Genomic DNA, 14654 nt, shown 5'->3' on the forward strand with positions numbered 1-14654 from the left:
CGCATGCGGATCTTGCTCGCGACGTGGGGTTCAACGGGCGACGTCGCCCCGTACGCAGGCTTGGGAGACCGGCTGCGAACCGCCGGGCATGACGTCGTGGTGGCGACCTCCGGCCGATATGAAAAACTATTTGCCGACAATGGCCTGAAAGTGGCGGCGCTGCCGCTTGCCCGGCACGAGCGTTCCGCGCTTTCGGCCGACCGATTCGACCGGTGGCAGAGCCCGCGGCGCGTTGCCGGCCGCGCCCAAAACGCACGCGACATGGCGCACGTCATCGCAACCGGTGTGCTCGAAGCTGCGAGGAACGGGGTGGACGCGATCCTCGCCCATCCCCTGGCCCATCCGCTCTGTTCCGTGATCGCCACAGGCGTCGGCGTGCCGTGCATCGGCGTCTACACCGTGTCGTACGGCATGCTGCTTCCCCGTATCTCGGGTAGCAGCGCCCTTCATCCCGCCGGCTACCGCCTCGCCGAGATGGTCGTCAAAGCTGTGGCCAGTCCTCTCTACGCACCCGCATTGGCGTGGATCCGGAACGAACTCGACATGCGCCCAGGCGGACGGCAGGGTGTCGAGGCCGTGCTGCGCGGGCAGACGGTACTCCACGGCTACAGCGGCAGCCTCCTGCCAGCCGGCTTCCGACACCTTGAGGGACACAGGTGCGTCGGCTACTGGTGGCCTCCAACCAACCCGGCATGGCGCCCTGACCCTCGCCTGGTGGACTTTCTGAACGCCGGCCCACCCCCCGTCTTCTTCGGCTTCGGCAGTATCTCGATCGGCGACCCCCGCCTTCTGGAACAACTGATCAGGAACGTGTGCCGCAGACTCAAAGTGCGGGCCGTGGTGCAGGCGGGATGGCAGCGACTTCACATCGACGACGACGACATCCTCACCATCTCCCAGTGCCCCCATGAATGGCTGTTTCCACGCATACGCGCTCTGGTGCACCACGCGGGCCCGGGCACGACGGCCGCAGGCTTGAGAGCCGGAGTTCCCGCCGTCACGGTGCCCTTCGCCATCGACCAGCCGTTCTGGGCCCGCCGCCTCAGCGCACTCGGCCTGTCGCCCGCCCCTGTGCCCGCGCGGCAACTCACCGAAGTCCGCCTCGCCTCCGCTCTCCACCAGGCCCTCCACGACACCCGGCTGAAGGAGCGATGCGCGCGGCTCGCGGACGTCTTGACTGCCGAGGACGCGGCTGACGAGGTACTGGCAGCCCTGGCAGAGCAATCGGATACCGTCCGGACCAGAGCGGCAGGCGAAGAGGGATGATGCTCGAGAAGCTGCACAAGAACGGTCCTCCTTCGGTCACGGAATCTCTGCAATGGCAGGGACACGAATACGCATACCGCGCGATCACGCCACCAGGGTGCGGCGAAGACAGGACGATGCTGGTCCTGGGTGGCATCATGCGACCCCTGCACTCGTGGACCCCACTGGAGAAGAGCCTGGCGAAGTCCACTCGACTGGTTTTCGTAGAGCTGCCCGGAGTGGCGAACTCCCCGGCGAGAGTTGCGCGCTTCAATTGGGAACTTCTGCTGGGCGCAACCCTGCATGTCCTTGACACGCTCGGCATCCAGCGCTGCAGTGTGCTGGCAGCCTCTGCCTGCGCTCCCCTGGGCTACCGCCTGGCCCAGCAGCACGGCGACCGCGTGTCGCGCCTCATCCTGGTGGGAGCCCCTGCGTACATCACGAAGGGAACCGAGGACCTCATCCACCACATGAGCCGCTTTGCCGCTCTGCTGCCTGCCCAGAGTGGTGACCGGGCCAAACGTAAGGAATTCGCCGGAATCATCGCCGACGCCTTCATGCTCTCCAACCAATCCACGAGCCGGCTATCGGCGAACCTCGTCGCCAGAGCCCTCCGCCAGCGACTGTCCGAATTGCCTCACGAAGAGTACGTCAAGTACGTGCAATATCATCACGATCTGCTGATCGGGCCTGACAAGGAAATCATCCCCCCAGGGAAAATCCCGCCCACCCCTGCCCTGATCGTGCACGGCGAACACGATGGAATCACTCCGCCCGACTCGGCAGAGGTGATCGCCCGGGGCATCCAGGACTGCAAAATCGTCGTCATGCAAAACGCAGGCCACATGCTTCACAGCGAACGCTCGAAAGAATTTGCAGATCTCATCAGCCGATTCCTGGCAGACCACCCGCTGGAAGACCTGCCATACTGCGCCGTCAACCCGCCACCCACGGGCGCACCACACATCTGAGCAGCCTGCCTCGTCGCTGGCATCTTGTGTGCGGCGCGGCCTGACCACTCGGGGGCTGCATACCGAAGCCCCCGCATCCGATGACCCACGCGGCGGACGCAGACGGGCAGCCAGCCGTCCGATGCTGCGGGGCGCCGGTCCTCTTCGCGTTGACGGCGACCCGTCACACGGTCACCACGGGTACGCCGTCCGGGCGGTCGGCGAGCAGGGCTGCGATGTGGTCCGCGCAGCGAAGGGCCGCCGTGGCCATGGCGTTCCTGGTCATCCCGGCGACATGCGGGGTCAGCAGGGCGTTCGGCAGACCGAAGAGCGGTGAGGCGAAGGCGGCGTGCTCGTGCTCGAAGGTGTCGACGGCAGCCGCCGCGAGCGGGTGTGCGGGGTCGCGCAGTGCATCGGCCAGAGCCTGCTCGTCGACGATCCCGCCCCGGGCGGTGTTCAGCAGGATCGACCCCGGCCGCATCAGCGCCAGCTCCGCCCGACCGAACAGCCCTCGGGTCTGCGGAGTGAGCGGAAGGTGCAGGGAGACCACGTCACTGGTCGTCAGCAGTGCGGCGAGGGAGTGGGCCAGGGGCACCGAGGCCTCGGCCGGGCGCCGTGAGAGGCCGTGGACTTCCATGCCCAGGGCGCTCGCCCGCTCGGCCAGTGCCAGGCCGATCCGGCCCAGCCCGACGATGCCCAGGGTCAGCTCCGACAGCTCTACCGCCGGTGCGGCCGGTGCGCGCCAACCGCCTTGGTGCGAGGCATCGTTGTGCGCCGGGAGATCTCGGTCAGGGCCAGCAGCTGGGCCAGGGCGAACTCGGCCACCGCGTTCGCGTTGGACCCCGGGGTATGGGTGACCGCGACGCCGTGGCCGGGCGGCGGCTGCCAACTCGACGTGGTCGGGGCTGGCACCGGCCCGGCCGATGACGCGGAGCCGGTTGGCCAGCATGTCGTCGGTCGCCGCCGCGAGGAGCGCGGCGCGCAGCGGTACACCGGCACGGGACTTGACGGCGTGGTAGCCGAGTCCGCCCCGGACGGTCTCGGCGAGCAGCGCGGACTCGTCGAAGGCGTCGAAGTCGGTGAAGTCCACCCGGCCGGCCCACGCGGCTCGCGCTCTGGCGTGATCGGCGACCCGCCGGAGATTCAGCGTGACGGCCAGCCCATGGCCGAGCAGACGCTCCAGCTCTCGACCAAGTAACTCGCCAGGAGCCGCGTCCAGCAGCAGGACTCGAGTCCTCTCCATGTGGTCCCCCCTTCCCATGGCCGCTGATCTGTCGAAGGTAGAAGATCGTTACGGGGAGACGGTCCAGAAGATCACCGTGGGCCGGAACTGGCTCGGGTTCAGCGTGGAAGCGGCGGGAGTCCTGGACCGCGCACATCGCCACGGCGGTGCGGGCCGTGGACGAGTTCGACAGAGCCGTCAAGCAGGCGCTCGAAGCCGTGGTCGTGGACGGGAACGTCATCGACGGCACCATCGGGGGGTTCAATGCCTCTGCCAGTCCCGTCATCCCGCCGACGGGTGCGCGCGGAGCGAGCAGAAGTTCACCGACGCCGAGAAGTGGATCTTCGAGGAGATGAAGCGGAACGCGACGTCGGACACGGTCGGGCAGATACGGTCCCTGCTTGACGAACCCGAGTGGTACGAGTTCGGGCGCGACTACGGTTCCGACATCAACGCGGCGCTGACGATGTGGGGCGTGAAGGTGGCCCCGGGACAGGACTGGGACCACAAGCCGCAGCTCCAGGAGCGGTACGACCTCCAGACTCTTGACGACTACTACTTCAAGCAGCCCGGAACGAACCGCGAAGTCTTCTACGACATCTATTCCAACGTCCACTACGGATACGTCGGCCGGGCAGCCGGCTTCGACGCGGACACCTTGATCAAGGGCGCCTCCCTTGGAGAAACGCTGCTCACTGGGGACGACGACCAAGGCGATCAGATCACGATGCGCGTCGGCATCGACCTCTACGACGAGTACGGCGACAACCTGACCGAGGAACAGCTCCGGCGAGGAATCAACGACGCGATGGGCCAGATGGAGCAAGCGCAGCGCAACGGCGAGAACATCCCGCAGGCCAGGAACCGGAAGTGACGCGGGGACAGTGGGGTTGTGCGGTCGCCCCCGCAGCAGGCCTGGCCACCGGTGTACTCGGGTCGGTGCTGCTGGCAGCCGCCTGGCGGGCGTGCGACGTAGGGGTTGACGGCGCGGCCAACGGGCTCGCGCTGATCTTCTACGGGGCCCTGCTGGCGATCATGTCGGCGGTGTGGTGGGGGGTGCTCATCGGGTACGTAGGACGTTGGAACCTCACGGTCGCCCTCCTGGGCGGCGCAGCCGGTGCGGCAGTCATGGTATGGATCTTCGTGGCTCTGCTCCAGGTTCCCAACGGCTACCGCTGCTGACGAGTCCGCTACCGACCCGGTGATGCGCAGCACACCTCAGGCGCCAGGGCGCCCCCACGGCATGGACGACCAGACCAGGGCGTGAGCAGCCCGTCGCCCTGCGGTCTCTGTTCAGCTGGGCCAAACGGCAGGGGCTGATCTTCCGCAACCCCACCAGCCGCACCAAGGTCGGGCAGAACGAGTACGCCGTGCTGCAACCTCTCCTCCCTGAGCAGGTCGAGCGCTCCGTCGCGGCTGCGATAACGCCGACGGCGCGGCTCGTCCTCGCCCTCGCGGCGGTCCACACCGCCCGGGTCGCCCAGATCGCCGCCCTCGTGCTCGACGACGTCGATCCCGGCAGCCGCCGGCTGACCATCGCCGGACGCGCCCGGCCTCTCGACGACCTCACCGCGTGCGCCCACACCAGCTCACCCCGCGTCAGCATCTGGCTCGCGCAGGTGCCGCAGGCCACCGGGCAGCTCCGGCAGCTGGAAGGAGTACCGGCCCAGCATGTTGACGTGGTGCCTCACGAACGGCGAGAGCCTGGCCACGTCCTGGCCACGTCCTGGTCACGGACCTCGAAGCCCTCGGTGCGGAGCTGCGTCACCGCACCGTCCATGTACCGGGTGGTGAAGAGCACCAGCGCGTTGAGGACCAGGCCGAGGGCGCCGATCTGGTCCTCCATGCCGTCCTGGTAGCGGCGCGCGCCCGCCGAGGACCACTCCCGTCCCGGCGCAGCGGCCCTCGGGAAGGATTGGAACGGCCAGTAGCGGCATCTGGCCGATCTTTGTTCCGGTTCGATGACTCGTCCTGTTTCCGCTGGTCAGGGCTCCTACCAGGACCGCATCTGCTCCAGGTGCCCCGGTTGCGGCGACGCGCCGACCGGACGGCCGCGCACCCGAGGGAGGAGGCCGGACGCGCCCTCGCCCCGGCAGAACTCGGCGAGTCTGCCGGGGCGAGCCGGACCACGGCGGTTCCCGTGCGGTCGTCGGGTCGTAGGTCCTGCCCCCGACGACCGCACGACGGCGCACGACGGCACAGAACGTCGCGGTCAGGAGGAGCTCGGGTCAGCGGACCTCGGTGACCCGGTGTTCCTTGCGCGCCCCACAGTTGGAGTTGTACACCTGCACGTGCACGTTGCTGATGCCCCCGCCCCAGTCGACGCAGTGGCCCTTGCCGTACACGTAGGCCGGGCCCGCGTACGACGTGTACCGGCCGTAGTCCTCGCCCCGCTCCCAGGTTTCGGGGACTTCGATCCAGAGGGCCATGTCCACGGCCGCACCCGGGTTGTTGCGGATGGTCGCGACGCAGTTCTTGCCGTTCGCGGCGTTGTACGTCAGGTAGACGGTGCCCAGCGAGCCGATGGCGGCCGAGTTCACGGTCTTGTAGGCGCTTCCGCAGACCTTCTGCGGCGTGGTGTTGGGCGCGGCGGTGGCGGGCGCCGCCAGCGCGGTCGTGGCCCCCAGTGCCAGGGCGGCGAATGCGGTGGTGGTGAGGACGGAACGGGTGAATCTCATGTTTCCCCCTGGTCGTCATTGGAGTTGGTCGCTCCTGCATGGTGTGACATGCAGGACGGCGGAACGGTTGCGCACCGTCGGTAAAAGATATGACCGCGCCGCCTTACCACCCCGCCCGTCGGCCGACGGACGGCCTCCGACGGCCGCACGCGGGCGTCGACGCCACGCAGGCCGACTTCGCCGCGACGCGCCAGCGGCGACGGCTACGCACGCCACCGCTCGGCGGAGTCGCTACTCACCGGTCCGATCCTCCCCAAGGGCCACATCGCCCAGGTCATCGCCGGCCACGCCGACATCAACACCACCATGGCTACAACGCCGTCTACCCCACCGAGACCATCGAGGCCCACCGGGCCTTCATCACCCGCCGCCGCACCCTGCGCCTCGCCGAGGAGTACCGCACCCCCACCGACGCGGAGTGCTCTCCGTCGGCACCTGCGCCCGCGCCTACGGAACCGCCTGCATCCACGAACACGCCTGCGTCCGCTGCTCCCTCCTACGGCCGGATCCGGCCCAGCGCGGCCGGCTGGTGGAGATCCGCGAGAACCTGCTGGACCGGATCGCCGAAGCCGAGCGTGAGGGGTGGCCCGGCGAGACCGAAGGACTCCGTGTCAGCCTCGCCGGCGCCGAATCCGAGATCGGCCAGATCGATGCGGCGGCATCGGGCGGGCCTGTCCTGTTCGGTCTGCCGACGCCGAGAGCGGACCGGCACGGGTGATCAGGCGGCGGGTGGGGAAGGAGCGGCAGCCTCTCACTGGACCAGGTCGGTGTGCGGGTGGCCTCCACTCGCCGGGCAGGCGTACAGCTGGAGGTGATTGGCGTCCAGCACCGTGATCTCGGGCGGATTGGACCAACTGTCGTCGGACGCGCCGGGGACCCGGTCCTCGTACGGGATCCAACTCGTGCTGCTGCGGTGCCATTCGGACGAGGCGATGGTCAGCAGCGGCGTCATCGCGGTACCGCAGGCCACACAGAACCGCGGCACGGGGTCGGTGAGTCCCCAGGGGGCCCAGCCGCCGATCTTCCAGCCGGGGGCGTGGGACAGCGCGTTGTCATAGAGCTCCTGCGGGTCGGCACCGTCGACCACGATGCCCGCCGCCCGCCAGGGTGCGGGGTCCGTGATCTGCTGCTTCAACTCCGCGGGGAGTTCCAGGGAATCGGGGTACTCGGTGACCTGCTCCGGCGCGAGCACGCACGGCTCAGGCACGTAGAGGTCCTCGTCGGCGTCGAACGGCTCGGGCGGTGCGGCCAGCACGTCGGTGACATCCGCGGCGGTCCGCCAGGACAATTCGATCGGAATGCTTGAGTCCGGCGCGTGCTCCGAAGGGCACCACAGGACCTGCAGCAGGTCGGTCCGCCCGGGCGGCCGCAGCAGGGGTATGTCCCGCGCGTACAGCTGGGCCACGGGCACCAGGGGGTGGAGGCCTTCATGCTCGATGCGGCAGTACCGCCAGGGTTCCTGTGCGGGCCACAGCAGGGGCCCGCCGATCGAGCTGTCGTGCACCGTGGGAGAGCCGGGACGCGGGTGCAGCCGGACCGCTGTGCGGGCCAGCGGAGCCAGCGCGGGGAAGACCACGGCGAGGTCGACCGGCCGTGGCGGGGTGGTACGTGTGCGATTCATGGCGATGATCTTGCCAACACTCTCTGACAGCGGGCCTGACCCCGGCCTAACCCACCAGGACGAGTCAAGTCCTTCCTGCGCGCGGCGCACCCCCTGCTGGCGCAAGGCGACCGGGGCGGGGCTGCTGCCGCCGGCCGAGCGGGACGACATTCGACCATCCGGCCCGGAGGCTGGCCCATGGGCCCGGCCGCCCCCGCGGAGGCCGGGCTGTGAGTGCGGGCTACCAGCGGCGTCGGAGAAGCGGCACCAGCACGGCCATAGCGGCGATGTACACGCCGGGCGTGCCGAGCGTGCCGAGTGTGACCTGCGCCGTGACCTTGTGCACGGGATCGGGTGCTGGCACAGCCTCTGTGGTGGGCCGCTGTCAGCCGGGGGACTTGCTCGTGGGATCCGCGGTGTCGTGGATCAGCTCGGCAAGCTGGAGCAGAAGCCCGTACGTAGCCATTCGGCCGTGGATACGGAGGAAGTAGGACCGGCTGGAGCACTTGAAGATCTCCCGTCGGTTCACCTTCCAGAGCTTGTGCTCGTACGTGCTCGCCGCCTCCAGCAGGGCCGATACGGCTTCCTCCGTACTGCCGTCGAATTCCGCGAGCGTTCGTGCGTTTCGATCCGTCTCGTCGACACCGTCGACGGGTATGGCAAGCACAGTCCATCTGGACACTCTGAGATCCGCTCTCCCCCGCTCCGCCGGTCGCGGGCGCACGGCCCCAGTGTGGCAGGCGCACCCTCAGACCCATTCGGCACCACAGAAGTTGCGCCAGAGCCCGGGGAACAGGAACGGTTGTTGCCGGATTCTGGGAACGACCGTGGGAGGCTGCTGCGGGAAATGTTGGCGAGAAACAGGAACGGAGCCCGCGGGTGTCGCGCGACGGCAGCCAGCAGAGGCAGCGCGCCGGCCAGGGTAGTGGAACGTCCTGGCTAGCTGCTGTCCTGGCGGTCTTCCCGGGGTGCGAAGCGGGCCTGGGCCGCCAGGACGGCTTCTGTGTAGCGTCCCGCCCACGCGCCCATCGCATGGATCGGGACCAGCAGTGCGAGGCCCGCCTCGGTGAGTGAGTAGTCGACGCGCGGCGGGGCCTCGGCGTACGCCGTGCGTGCGACCAGGCCGTTGTACTCGAGGCGGCGCAGGGCTTCGTTGAGGACCTTGGGGCTGATCCCGCCGATGCGGGTGATCAGCGCACGGGGCCTCATGGGCCCGCTCTCGCCGAGGATGTACACAATCACGCTGTCCCAGCGGTTCGACAGGACTTCGAAGGCCACCCTTGCCTGGCAGTCCGCGGCGTACTCGCCACCGCCCAGGTCCTCGCCCAGGCCTTGTCCGTCTGCCTCTGCCGCCGTGCCGCTCATGCGTTCATCCTGCCCGGCCCGATGCACACCGTGTGGTGTGCATCGGCGCGCCTAGCGTCTGGTCCGTCACACCTCGCACATCTCGCGACACGGACGACAGGAGCAAGCACATGCGCATCGGCATTCTCGGTACAGGGGCGATGGCCACCGCTCTCGGCGCGGCCTGGGTACGCGCCGGCCATGACGTTCGGGTGGGCGGTCGGGACACCGAAGCGGCCTCCCGCACCGCCCTGCTCACCGGCGCCTCCGGGCACGGCAGCCTCGCCGAGGCCGCGGCCCACGGGGACGTGGTACTTCTCGCCTTGCCGGCGGGCGCCGCGCCGCAGTTGGCCAAGGAACTGGCCCCCCTGCTGGCCGGGCGGACGGTGATCGACTGCACTGTTCCCATGGCGCCGGCCGAGGACGGTCCGGCCCTGACCACGGGCGGCGCCACCTCCGTCGCCCGGCTCATCGCGGACGCCGCCCCCGGCGCCCATGTGGTGAAAGCGTTCGGGGTCTGCCACGAGAGCATCTGGACCCTGGACCGGCCGGCCTTCGAAGGGTCCCCTCTGGCGGTCCCGTTCTGCACCGACCAGCCGGGCGCCGCCACGCGGGTGACGGAGGTCATCACCTCCATGGACTGCACGCCTCTGCCCTGCGGCGGGCTCGATCGCGCTGCCCTCCTGGAGGCCACTGCCGTCTTCGCCATCGGGGTCTGGTGGTCGGGCGCTGAGGCACGCTTCGCGTTCCCGGCCCCCGCCCTCGCCCCGGGGGGCGTCGACGACTAGCCAGACCTGCCCGGCCGATCCCGCGTGGGGCTGGGGATCGAACGGGTCCTGCCAAGTCCGTTGCATCGCGCACGTGGACACAACCACGGTGCCGAAGCAAGCACCGAGGTGTTCTCAATATTCGGTTCTGGCATAGATCTTGGGGAGCTGTCGCAGAGCGTCACCTGGTTGTTCGATTGCGAAGGGGTGGGTTCGCGTGAGACCGCGTACGCCTTGCCGTACAGCGAGCAGAATTGACGCTCCCTCAGGTGTCGGCCAGCCGCTGCTGCGGGCGGCCCTGGACGGTGATGGTGCTGGTCATGCAGACCGATGCACCGTTCTGGGACTCGCTGGTGTTCGCCGGGATCGACGATGTGGACGTCGAGGCGGTGAGGGCCGCGTTCGGCACGGTCGAGGTGGTGGCGAGAGGCCGCTCGACCGGCTCTGCCTGTCCGGACTGTGGCCGCTTCTCCGACCGGGTCCACGACCGCTACCAGCGCAGGCTGAAGGATCTACCGCTCGCTGAGCAGGGCTTTACGATCCGGCTGACGGTCCGGCGCTTCATCTGCGGGTCGGCGGACTGTCCGCGTCGGACGTTCGCCGAGCCGTTCTCCCGGCTGGCCGCCCCGCACGCACGGTTCACCACGCGGCTCAACCACGCCCTGGAGCGAGTGGGGCTCGCGCTGGCCGGGCGGGCCGGGGCTCGGCTGGCTGCCCAACTGGGCTTCGGTGCGGGACGGATGACCTTGCTACGCAGGGTCATGGCATTGCCTGATCCACAGTTCAGCACGCCGCGTGTGCTGGGCGTGGATGACTTCGCGATCCGCTGCGGTCAGACCTACTCCACCGTCTTGACCAGCGTCGAAGACCATCGCGTGGTCGATGTGCTCCCGACCCGTGAAGCCGGGCCACTGGCCGCCTGGCTGATCCGCCACCCCGGCGTGGAGATCATCTGCCGGGACCGGGCGGGTGCCTACGCCGAGGGTGCCCGGCGCGGTGCCCCCGACGCTCTGCAGGTCGCCGACCGGTTCCACCTGTGGCAGAGCCTCGGACGAGCCGCGGAAACCTGCGTCGCCACCCATCGCGACTGCCTACGCAACCCATCGCCCAGCAGCCTGTTGCCGGAGGCGCCTCTGGGTTCCAGTCGGCCGCAGGACGACTTGGGGCCCGCCGGCAGGCGGGCCGAACGGAAGAAGGCAGCACACGCCCTGGTCCACGAGCTCCTCGCTCAAGGTCACTCACGCCGGGCGATTGCCCGGCACCTAGGCTGGGGCCTCAACACCGTGCTCCGGTACGCGAACGCCGCATGCTGGCAGGACACCATCCGCGACAACCGGCCCCGGCCCAGCAGGCTGGACCCCTACAAGCCCTACCTGGAACGACGTTTCGCCGAGGGATGCACCAGCGTCACCCACCTCCACAGCGAACTCGTTGCCGACAACGCACCCGTCACCTACCAGATGGTCCGCGCCCACATCGCCACCCTCCGCGGGGCTCCGGCCGGCGCGCCGCCCCGGCCTCCGACGGTGCGCCAGGTGACCGGCTGGCTCACCCGCCACCCCACCGCGCTGAGCGAGGACAACCGCGCGGGCCTGAAGGATGTCCTGACACGCTGCCCCGAACTGGACACAGCCGCCGGGCATGTCCGCGACTTCGGCGAGATACTCAGCGATCGTCAAGGTGCCAGGCTCCCCGCCTGGATCGAAGCAGTCGACGCCAGCCAACTACCTGGCCTCACGCGATTCGCACTCCATCTGCTCCGGGACCTCGATGCCGTGACGGCGGGGCTCACCCTGCATTGGAGCTCCGGCAGCATCGAGGGGGCCGTGAACCGCATCAAGAAGATCAAGCGGCAGCTCTACGGTCGAGCCGGATTCGAACTGCTCCGCAAAATGATTCTGCTGCAGTAGCGCCTCTCTGTGGCTTCTCCGTGTCGCTGGTCGGTGCTCACGCGGCAGCTACATCAGGCTTTGGCGCCGGGCATGCCGCTGGTGACGACGATCGTGGCCACGTCGCCGGTCTTGGTGCGGCCCAGCCAGACGACGCCGCCCGATTCGGCCATGAACATCACCAGATCGGCTTGTTGCGACTCGTCGCGTACCCGCTCGCACCATCCCGGCAGCCGTTCGGTTTCGCGCGGCACCGGGCTGCCGTCCTTAAATGCGCGAAACGGTGCGGACAAGGTCGTCCACGCACCTGCGTCGGCGAAGCAGCCGACATTCGCGTCGGAGTAAAACTGGGGTTCCCTGCCTGGCTGAAGCCTGTCGATGTCGTCGCCGATCCCCAGGCCTATCTCCCACACGATCACAGGGTCGTCGCTGATACACAGGCGCGTCGCGGCACACTCAACGCCATCGAAGTACTCGCCGAAGAACTCGTACGGGCCCGCCGTCCACGCGATTTCCACCCGGTAGACGCCCGGGGGAATCCTCACCGCCAGCTCCCGCGGGGGCCTCGTCGGCAACCCTCGCTCGTATCTCGAGACGTCGTCGTCGTCGAACGGAGCATCAACGACAAGACGGCCGCTGGGTATGCGCATGGTGGTCACCTCCTCGATCCCTGTCACAACGATGGGCCTTGTCGGATCGTCGTGCACCGTCCCCAGGTGAGCGCCGGGCGTGAAAGCCGTCTCCAGGTACCAGGCGGCCTCAGGCCCAGCTGCCAGCCGCGCGTCCCCGACCCACTTCATGTCTCACCCCTTCTCGCCGCCCGGCCGGGCGGTCAACCAAAACGTACGTGGGCCCGCTGACATCGGCACTTCGCGCATCGTTCCCGAGGTGAGGATGCCCGACCGATCAACCTGCTGCGCAGCTAGACCAATGGGACAGCGCGGTGGTAAGCCTGGGGAGCTGAGCAGCTCTGAGGCCATGTGAGGACGGGGTGGGGAGATTCAGATCTCTCCATCACGAGCCACATTTTCCGAGCTCGCGAGCCCCCTGCAATCGAACGAAACCGTCACGATCCGTGATCGCTCCCCAAGATCTGTGCCAGAACCCGAAACCCGGCTACAGAGCCACCCGCTCGCCCGACGATCATCACTCAGAGTGCATGCTCCACGGAAAGTGAGCCAGAACCCAAACCCGTGAACAACTGACTCCGCCCGTGAACAGAGCCCCCTGGGTAGCTCCCAACCGCAACCGCAGCGCAACGCCCCCGCACCGAATCCTTGGGTTCTAGTGGTCGTTGCAACACCCGAACTTCGGGGACGCAATGGCCTTCGCGATCCGCAAGATCTGCTCGCCTCAGGGAGCCGGGAAGCTGGCCCGTGAGCGGGAGAATGCTTCCGGCTCATGGATCAAGGTGTGAGCAGCCGGGAGGCGTGCCGGATCGCCGGCATCAACCGGCGTACTGGCAAGCGGTGGCGCAACGGCACTGCCGCAACGAAAAACAGACCCGCTCGGCCCGCACACAGAGTGCGGGCCGAGCGGGTCGTTTCGTCGTCTCGGTACCTCACGCTTGAGGAGCGGATCCATATCGCCGACCGGGTCCGGGAGAAGGCGCCGGTCCGCATGATCGCGGCCGAGCTGGAGCGGAGCCCGTCGACGGTCAGCCGCGAGATACGCCGCAACCGGCACCCAACGAACGGCCAGTACCGACCGCACGCCGCCGAGGCCCGTGCCGAGTCCCGCCGGCCCCGCCCCAAGCCCGGCAAGATCGGTGCGAACCCGCAGCTGCGCGACTTCGTCCAGGACCACCTCGACAGACGGTGGAGCCCGGAGCAGATCTGCCGGGCTCTGCGCACCACTTTTCCCCCGACCGGCCGGAGATCCACGTGGTCCACAAGACCATCTACCAGGCCCTCCACGTCCAGGGCCGCGGTGAACTCCGCCGCGAGCTGGCCCGCGCCCTGCGCACCGGACGTGTCCGACGCAAGCCCCGACGACAGGCCCAGCAGCGCCAGCCCCGCTACCGCCACCCCATGGCCATGATCAGCGAGCGTCCCGCCGAGGCGGACGACCGTGCGGTCCCCGGCCACTGGGAGGGAGACCTGATCACGGGCAAGGAGAACGGCTCCGCCATCGGCGGCGCGGCACTCTGGTCGAACGCAGTACCCGTTGCATGCTGCTGGTCCACCTGCTTCACGGCCGTGCCACCGAGCCCGTGCGCGCCCCCCTGAAGCGCTCCCTGACCTGGGACCAGGGCAGCGAGATGGGCCGTCACCACGAGTTCACCGTCGCCACCGACGTCCCGGTCTACTTCTGCGACCCGGCCAGTCCCTGGCAGCGCGGTTCCAACGAGAACACCAACGGCCGGCTGCGGCAGTACTTTCCCAAGGGCACGGACCTCTCGGTTCACAGCCCCGAGCACCTTGCCGCCGTGGCCGCCGAGCTCAACAGCCGCCCACGCAAGACGCTCGACTGGGAAACCCCAGCTGGGCGGCTGTCTACACTGCTCACGACGCACTGAGCCGCTGGAGGTGTGGTGAAAGTCCCCGCAGCGCTGGTCGGTGCCCGTGTCACACGCACCGCCTTCGACTACCAGGTCCGGATCAGCTTCACTGATCACGAACCCGACGGCCGTATCCGCCTCGATGGTGAACTCGTCATCGAGACGCCGATCACCGTCACCGATGCCGCCGGCACCCAGGCCATCCTCTTGCCTGGGGCGGGAACGACTCTGGCACCGCTTCTCGGTCTGCTCGCCAAGGCCGTCACCAAAGCCGAGGTCACCGGGCTAGGCACCCTGTCCCTCGGCTTTGACGACGGCACTCGACTCAGCGTCGATCCAGATCCCGACTTCGAGTCCTGGAGCCTGACCGGCTCAGGACTCGAACCAGTCCTGGTAGGCCCAGGCGGCGAAACCGACTGGCAGCACTGACCACTTCACCTGTGTTGCAGCCATCCCTGG

General features: G+C 68.6%; 15 protein-coding genes and 2 pseudogenes. 10 read left to right on the forward strand and 7 right to left on the reverse strand.

The genetic code is table 11. From position 1 onward, the window contains the following. The first annotated feature begins 3 nt into the window (after positions 1–3). Together ACZ7IF_RS17565 and ACZ7IF_RS17570 are read left to right on the forward strand one after the other, a co-directional pair. A complete protein-coding gene (locus tag ACZ7IF_RS17565) occupies positions 4–1266 on the forward strand; it encodes a glycosyltransferase (protein ID WP_470971986.1) in 1263 nt (420 codons plus the stop codon). Then, complete coding sequence (locus ACZ7IF_RS17570) at positions 1266–2216, forward strand: alpha/beta fold hydrolase (RefSeq protein WP_470971987.1); 951 nt, start codon at positions 1266–1268, stop codon at positions 2214–2216. Before ACZ7IF_RS17565 ends, ACZ7IF_RS17570 begins: the two co-directional genes overlap by 1 nt. 163 nt (positions 2217–2379) lie before the next feature. Here ACZ7IF_RS17570 and ACZ7IF_RS17575 read toward each other — a convergent pair whose 3' ends face one another. Continuing rightward, positions 2380–3438: an NAD(P)-dependent oxidoreductase gene (locus ACZ7IF_RS17575; RefSeq protein ID WP_470971988.1), complete on the reverse strand. Its 1059-nt coding sequence runs from the start codon at positions 3436–3438 to the stop codon at positions 2380–2382. A gap of 155 nt (positions 3439–3593) precedes the next feature. Between ACZ7IF_RS17575 and ACZ7IF_RS17580 the strand changes: the two genes are divergently transcribed. From ACZ7IF_RS17580 to ACZ7IF_RS17590, 3 genes are read left to right on the forward strand one after another with little or no spacing between them, the layout of a single operon-like run. Beyond that, positions 3594–3773: a hypothetical protein gene (locus tag ACZ7IF_RS17580; RefSeq protein ID WP_470971989.1), complete on the forward strand. Its 180-nt coding sequence runs from the start codon at positions 3594–3596 to the stop codon at positions 3771–3773. Next, entirely contained in the window at positions 3770–4291 is a 522-nt protein-coding gene (locus tag ACZ7IF_RS17585) for a polymorphic toxin type 44 domain-containing protein (RefSeq protein WP_470971990.1), read from the forward strand. Before ACZ7IF_RS17580 ends, ACZ7IF_RS17585 begins: the two co-directional genes overlap by 4 nt. After that, positions 4288–4599: a hypothetical protein gene (locus ACZ7IF_RS17590; protein WP_470971991.1), complete on the forward strand. Its 312-nt coding sequence runs from the start codon at positions 4288–4290 to the stop codon at positions 4597–4599. The genes ACZ7IF_RS17585 and ACZ7IF_RS17590 overlap by 4 nt, the downstream gene beginning before the upstream one ends. Positions 4600–5006: 407 nt before the next feature. Here the strand turns inward: ACZ7IF_RS17590 and ACZ7IF_RS17595 are convergent. Then, positions 5007–5281: pseudogene (locus ACZ7IF_RS17595) on the reverse strand (Tn3 family transposase); the annotation flags it as partial. A 364-nt stretch (positions 5282–5645) separates the two neighbouring features. After that, on the reverse strand, positions 5646–6095 hold the full coding sequence (locus ACZ7IF_RS17600) for a spore-associated protein (RefSeq protein ID WP_470971993.1): 450 nt from the start codon (positions 6093–6095) through the stop codon (positions 5646–5648). A gap of 418 nt (positions 6096–6513) precedes the next feature. Here ACZ7IF_RS17600 and ACZ7IF_RS17605 point away from each other — a divergent pair, with 418 nt between their 5' ends. Then, positions 6514–6813, forward strand: a complete 300-nt coding sequence (locus ACZ7IF_RS17605; RefSeq protein ID WP_470971995.1) for a hypothetical protein — start codon at positions 6514–6516, stop codon at positions 6811–6813. 33 nt (positions 6814–6846) lie between these two features. Here ACZ7IF_RS17605 and ACZ7IF_RS17610 read toward each other — a convergent pair whose 3' ends face one another. From ACZ7IF_RS17610 to ACZ7IF_RS17620, 3 genes are all read right to left on the reverse strand, one after another. Next, positions 6847–7716, reverse strand: a complete 870-nt coding sequence (locus ACZ7IF_RS17610; RefSeq protein WP_470971997.1) for a hypothetical protein — start codon at positions 7714–7716, stop codon at positions 6847–6849. A 364-nt stretch (positions 7717–8080) separates the two neighbouring features. Continuing rightward, entirely contained in the window at positions 8081–8362 is a 282-nt protein-coding gene (locus ACZ7IF_RS17615; protein ID WP_470971999.1) for a hypothetical protein, read from the reverse strand. Between the two features lie 272 nt (positions 8363–8634). After that, positions 8635–9060: a winged helix-turn-helix transcriptional regulator gene (locus tag ACZ7IF_RS17620; protein WP_361680115.1), complete on the reverse strand. Its 426-nt coding sequence runs from the start codon at positions 9058–9060 to the stop codon at positions 8635–8637. Between the two features lie 35 nt (positions 9061–9095). Between ACZ7IF_RS17620 and ACZ7IF_RS17625 the strand changes: the two genes are divergently transcribed. Next, positions 9096–9827, forward strand: coding sequence for an NADPH-dependent F420 reductase (locus ACZ7IF_RS17625; RefSeq protein ID WP_470972148.1), 732 nt, complete (start codon positions 9096–9098; stop codon positions 9825–9827). Between the two features lie 248 nt (positions 9828–10075). Further along, positions 10076–11716 (forward strand): ISL3 family transposase, encoded by a 1641-nt coding sequence (locus tag ACZ7IF_RS17630; RefSeq protein ID WP_470972002.1) that lies wholly within the window; start codon positions 10076–10078, stop codon positions 11714–11716. A gap of 53 nt (positions 11717–11769) precedes the next feature. On the opposite strand, the gene ACZ7IF_RS17635 is transcribed toward ACZ7IF_RS17630, so the two are convergent. Then, positions 11770–12495, reverse strand: coding sequence for a DUF4241 domain-containing protein (locus ACZ7IF_RS17635; RefSeq protein WP_470972004.1), 726 nt, complete (start codon positions 12493–12495; stop codon positions 11770–11772). Positions 12496–13016: 521 nt separating this feature from the next. Here ACZ7IF_RS17635 and ACZ7IF_RS17640 point away from each other — a divergent pair. Further along, positions 13017–14213 (forward strand): annotated as a pseudogene (locus ACZ7IF_RS17640) (IS30 family transposase). Between the two features lie 15 nt (positions 14214–14228). Beyond that, a complete protein-coding gene (locus tag ACZ7IF_RS17645; protein WP_470972006.1) occupies positions 14229–14624 on the forward strand; it encodes a DUF6188 family protein in 396 nt (131 codons plus the stop codon). The last annotated feature ends 30 nt before the right edge of the window (positions 14625–14654 follow it).

It is taken from the genome of Streptomyces sp. NPDC037421 (assembly GCF_055602105.1).

Coding starts and splice junctions, on each gene's coding strand:
- ACZ7IF_RS17565 (WP_470971986.1), top strand. CDS start 4: ATGCGGATCTTGCTCGCGACGTGGGGTTCAACGGGCGACGTCGCCCCG.
- ACZ7IF_RS17570 (WP_470971987.1), top strand. CDS start 1,266: ATGCTCGAGAAGCTGCACAAGAACGGTCCTCCTTCGGTCACGGAATCT.
- ACZ7IF_RS17575 (WP_470971988.1), bottom strand. CDS start 3,438: ATGGAGAGGACTCGAGTCCTGCTGCTGGACGCGGCTCCTGGCGAGTTA.
- ACZ7IF_RS17585 (WP_470971990.1), top strand. CDS start 3,770: ATGAAGCGGAACGCGACGTCGGACACGGTCGGGCAGATACGGTCCCTG.
- ACZ7IF_RS17600 (WP_470971993.1), bottom strand. CDS start 6,095: ATGAGATTCACCCGTTCCGTCCTCACCACCACCGCATTCGCCGCCCTG.
- ACZ7IF_RS17610 (WP_470971997.1), bottom strand. CDS start 7,716: ATGAATCGCACACGTACCACCCCGCCACGGCCGGTCGACCTCGCCGTG.
- ACZ7IF_RS17620 (WP_361680115.1), bottom strand. CDS start 9,060: ATGAGCGGCACGGCGGCAGAGGCAGACGGACAAGGCCTGGGCGAGGAC.
- ACZ7IF_RS17635 (WP_470972004.1), bottom strand. CDS start 12,495: ATGAAGTGGGTCGGGGACGCGCGGCTGGCAGCTGGGCCTGAGGCCGCC.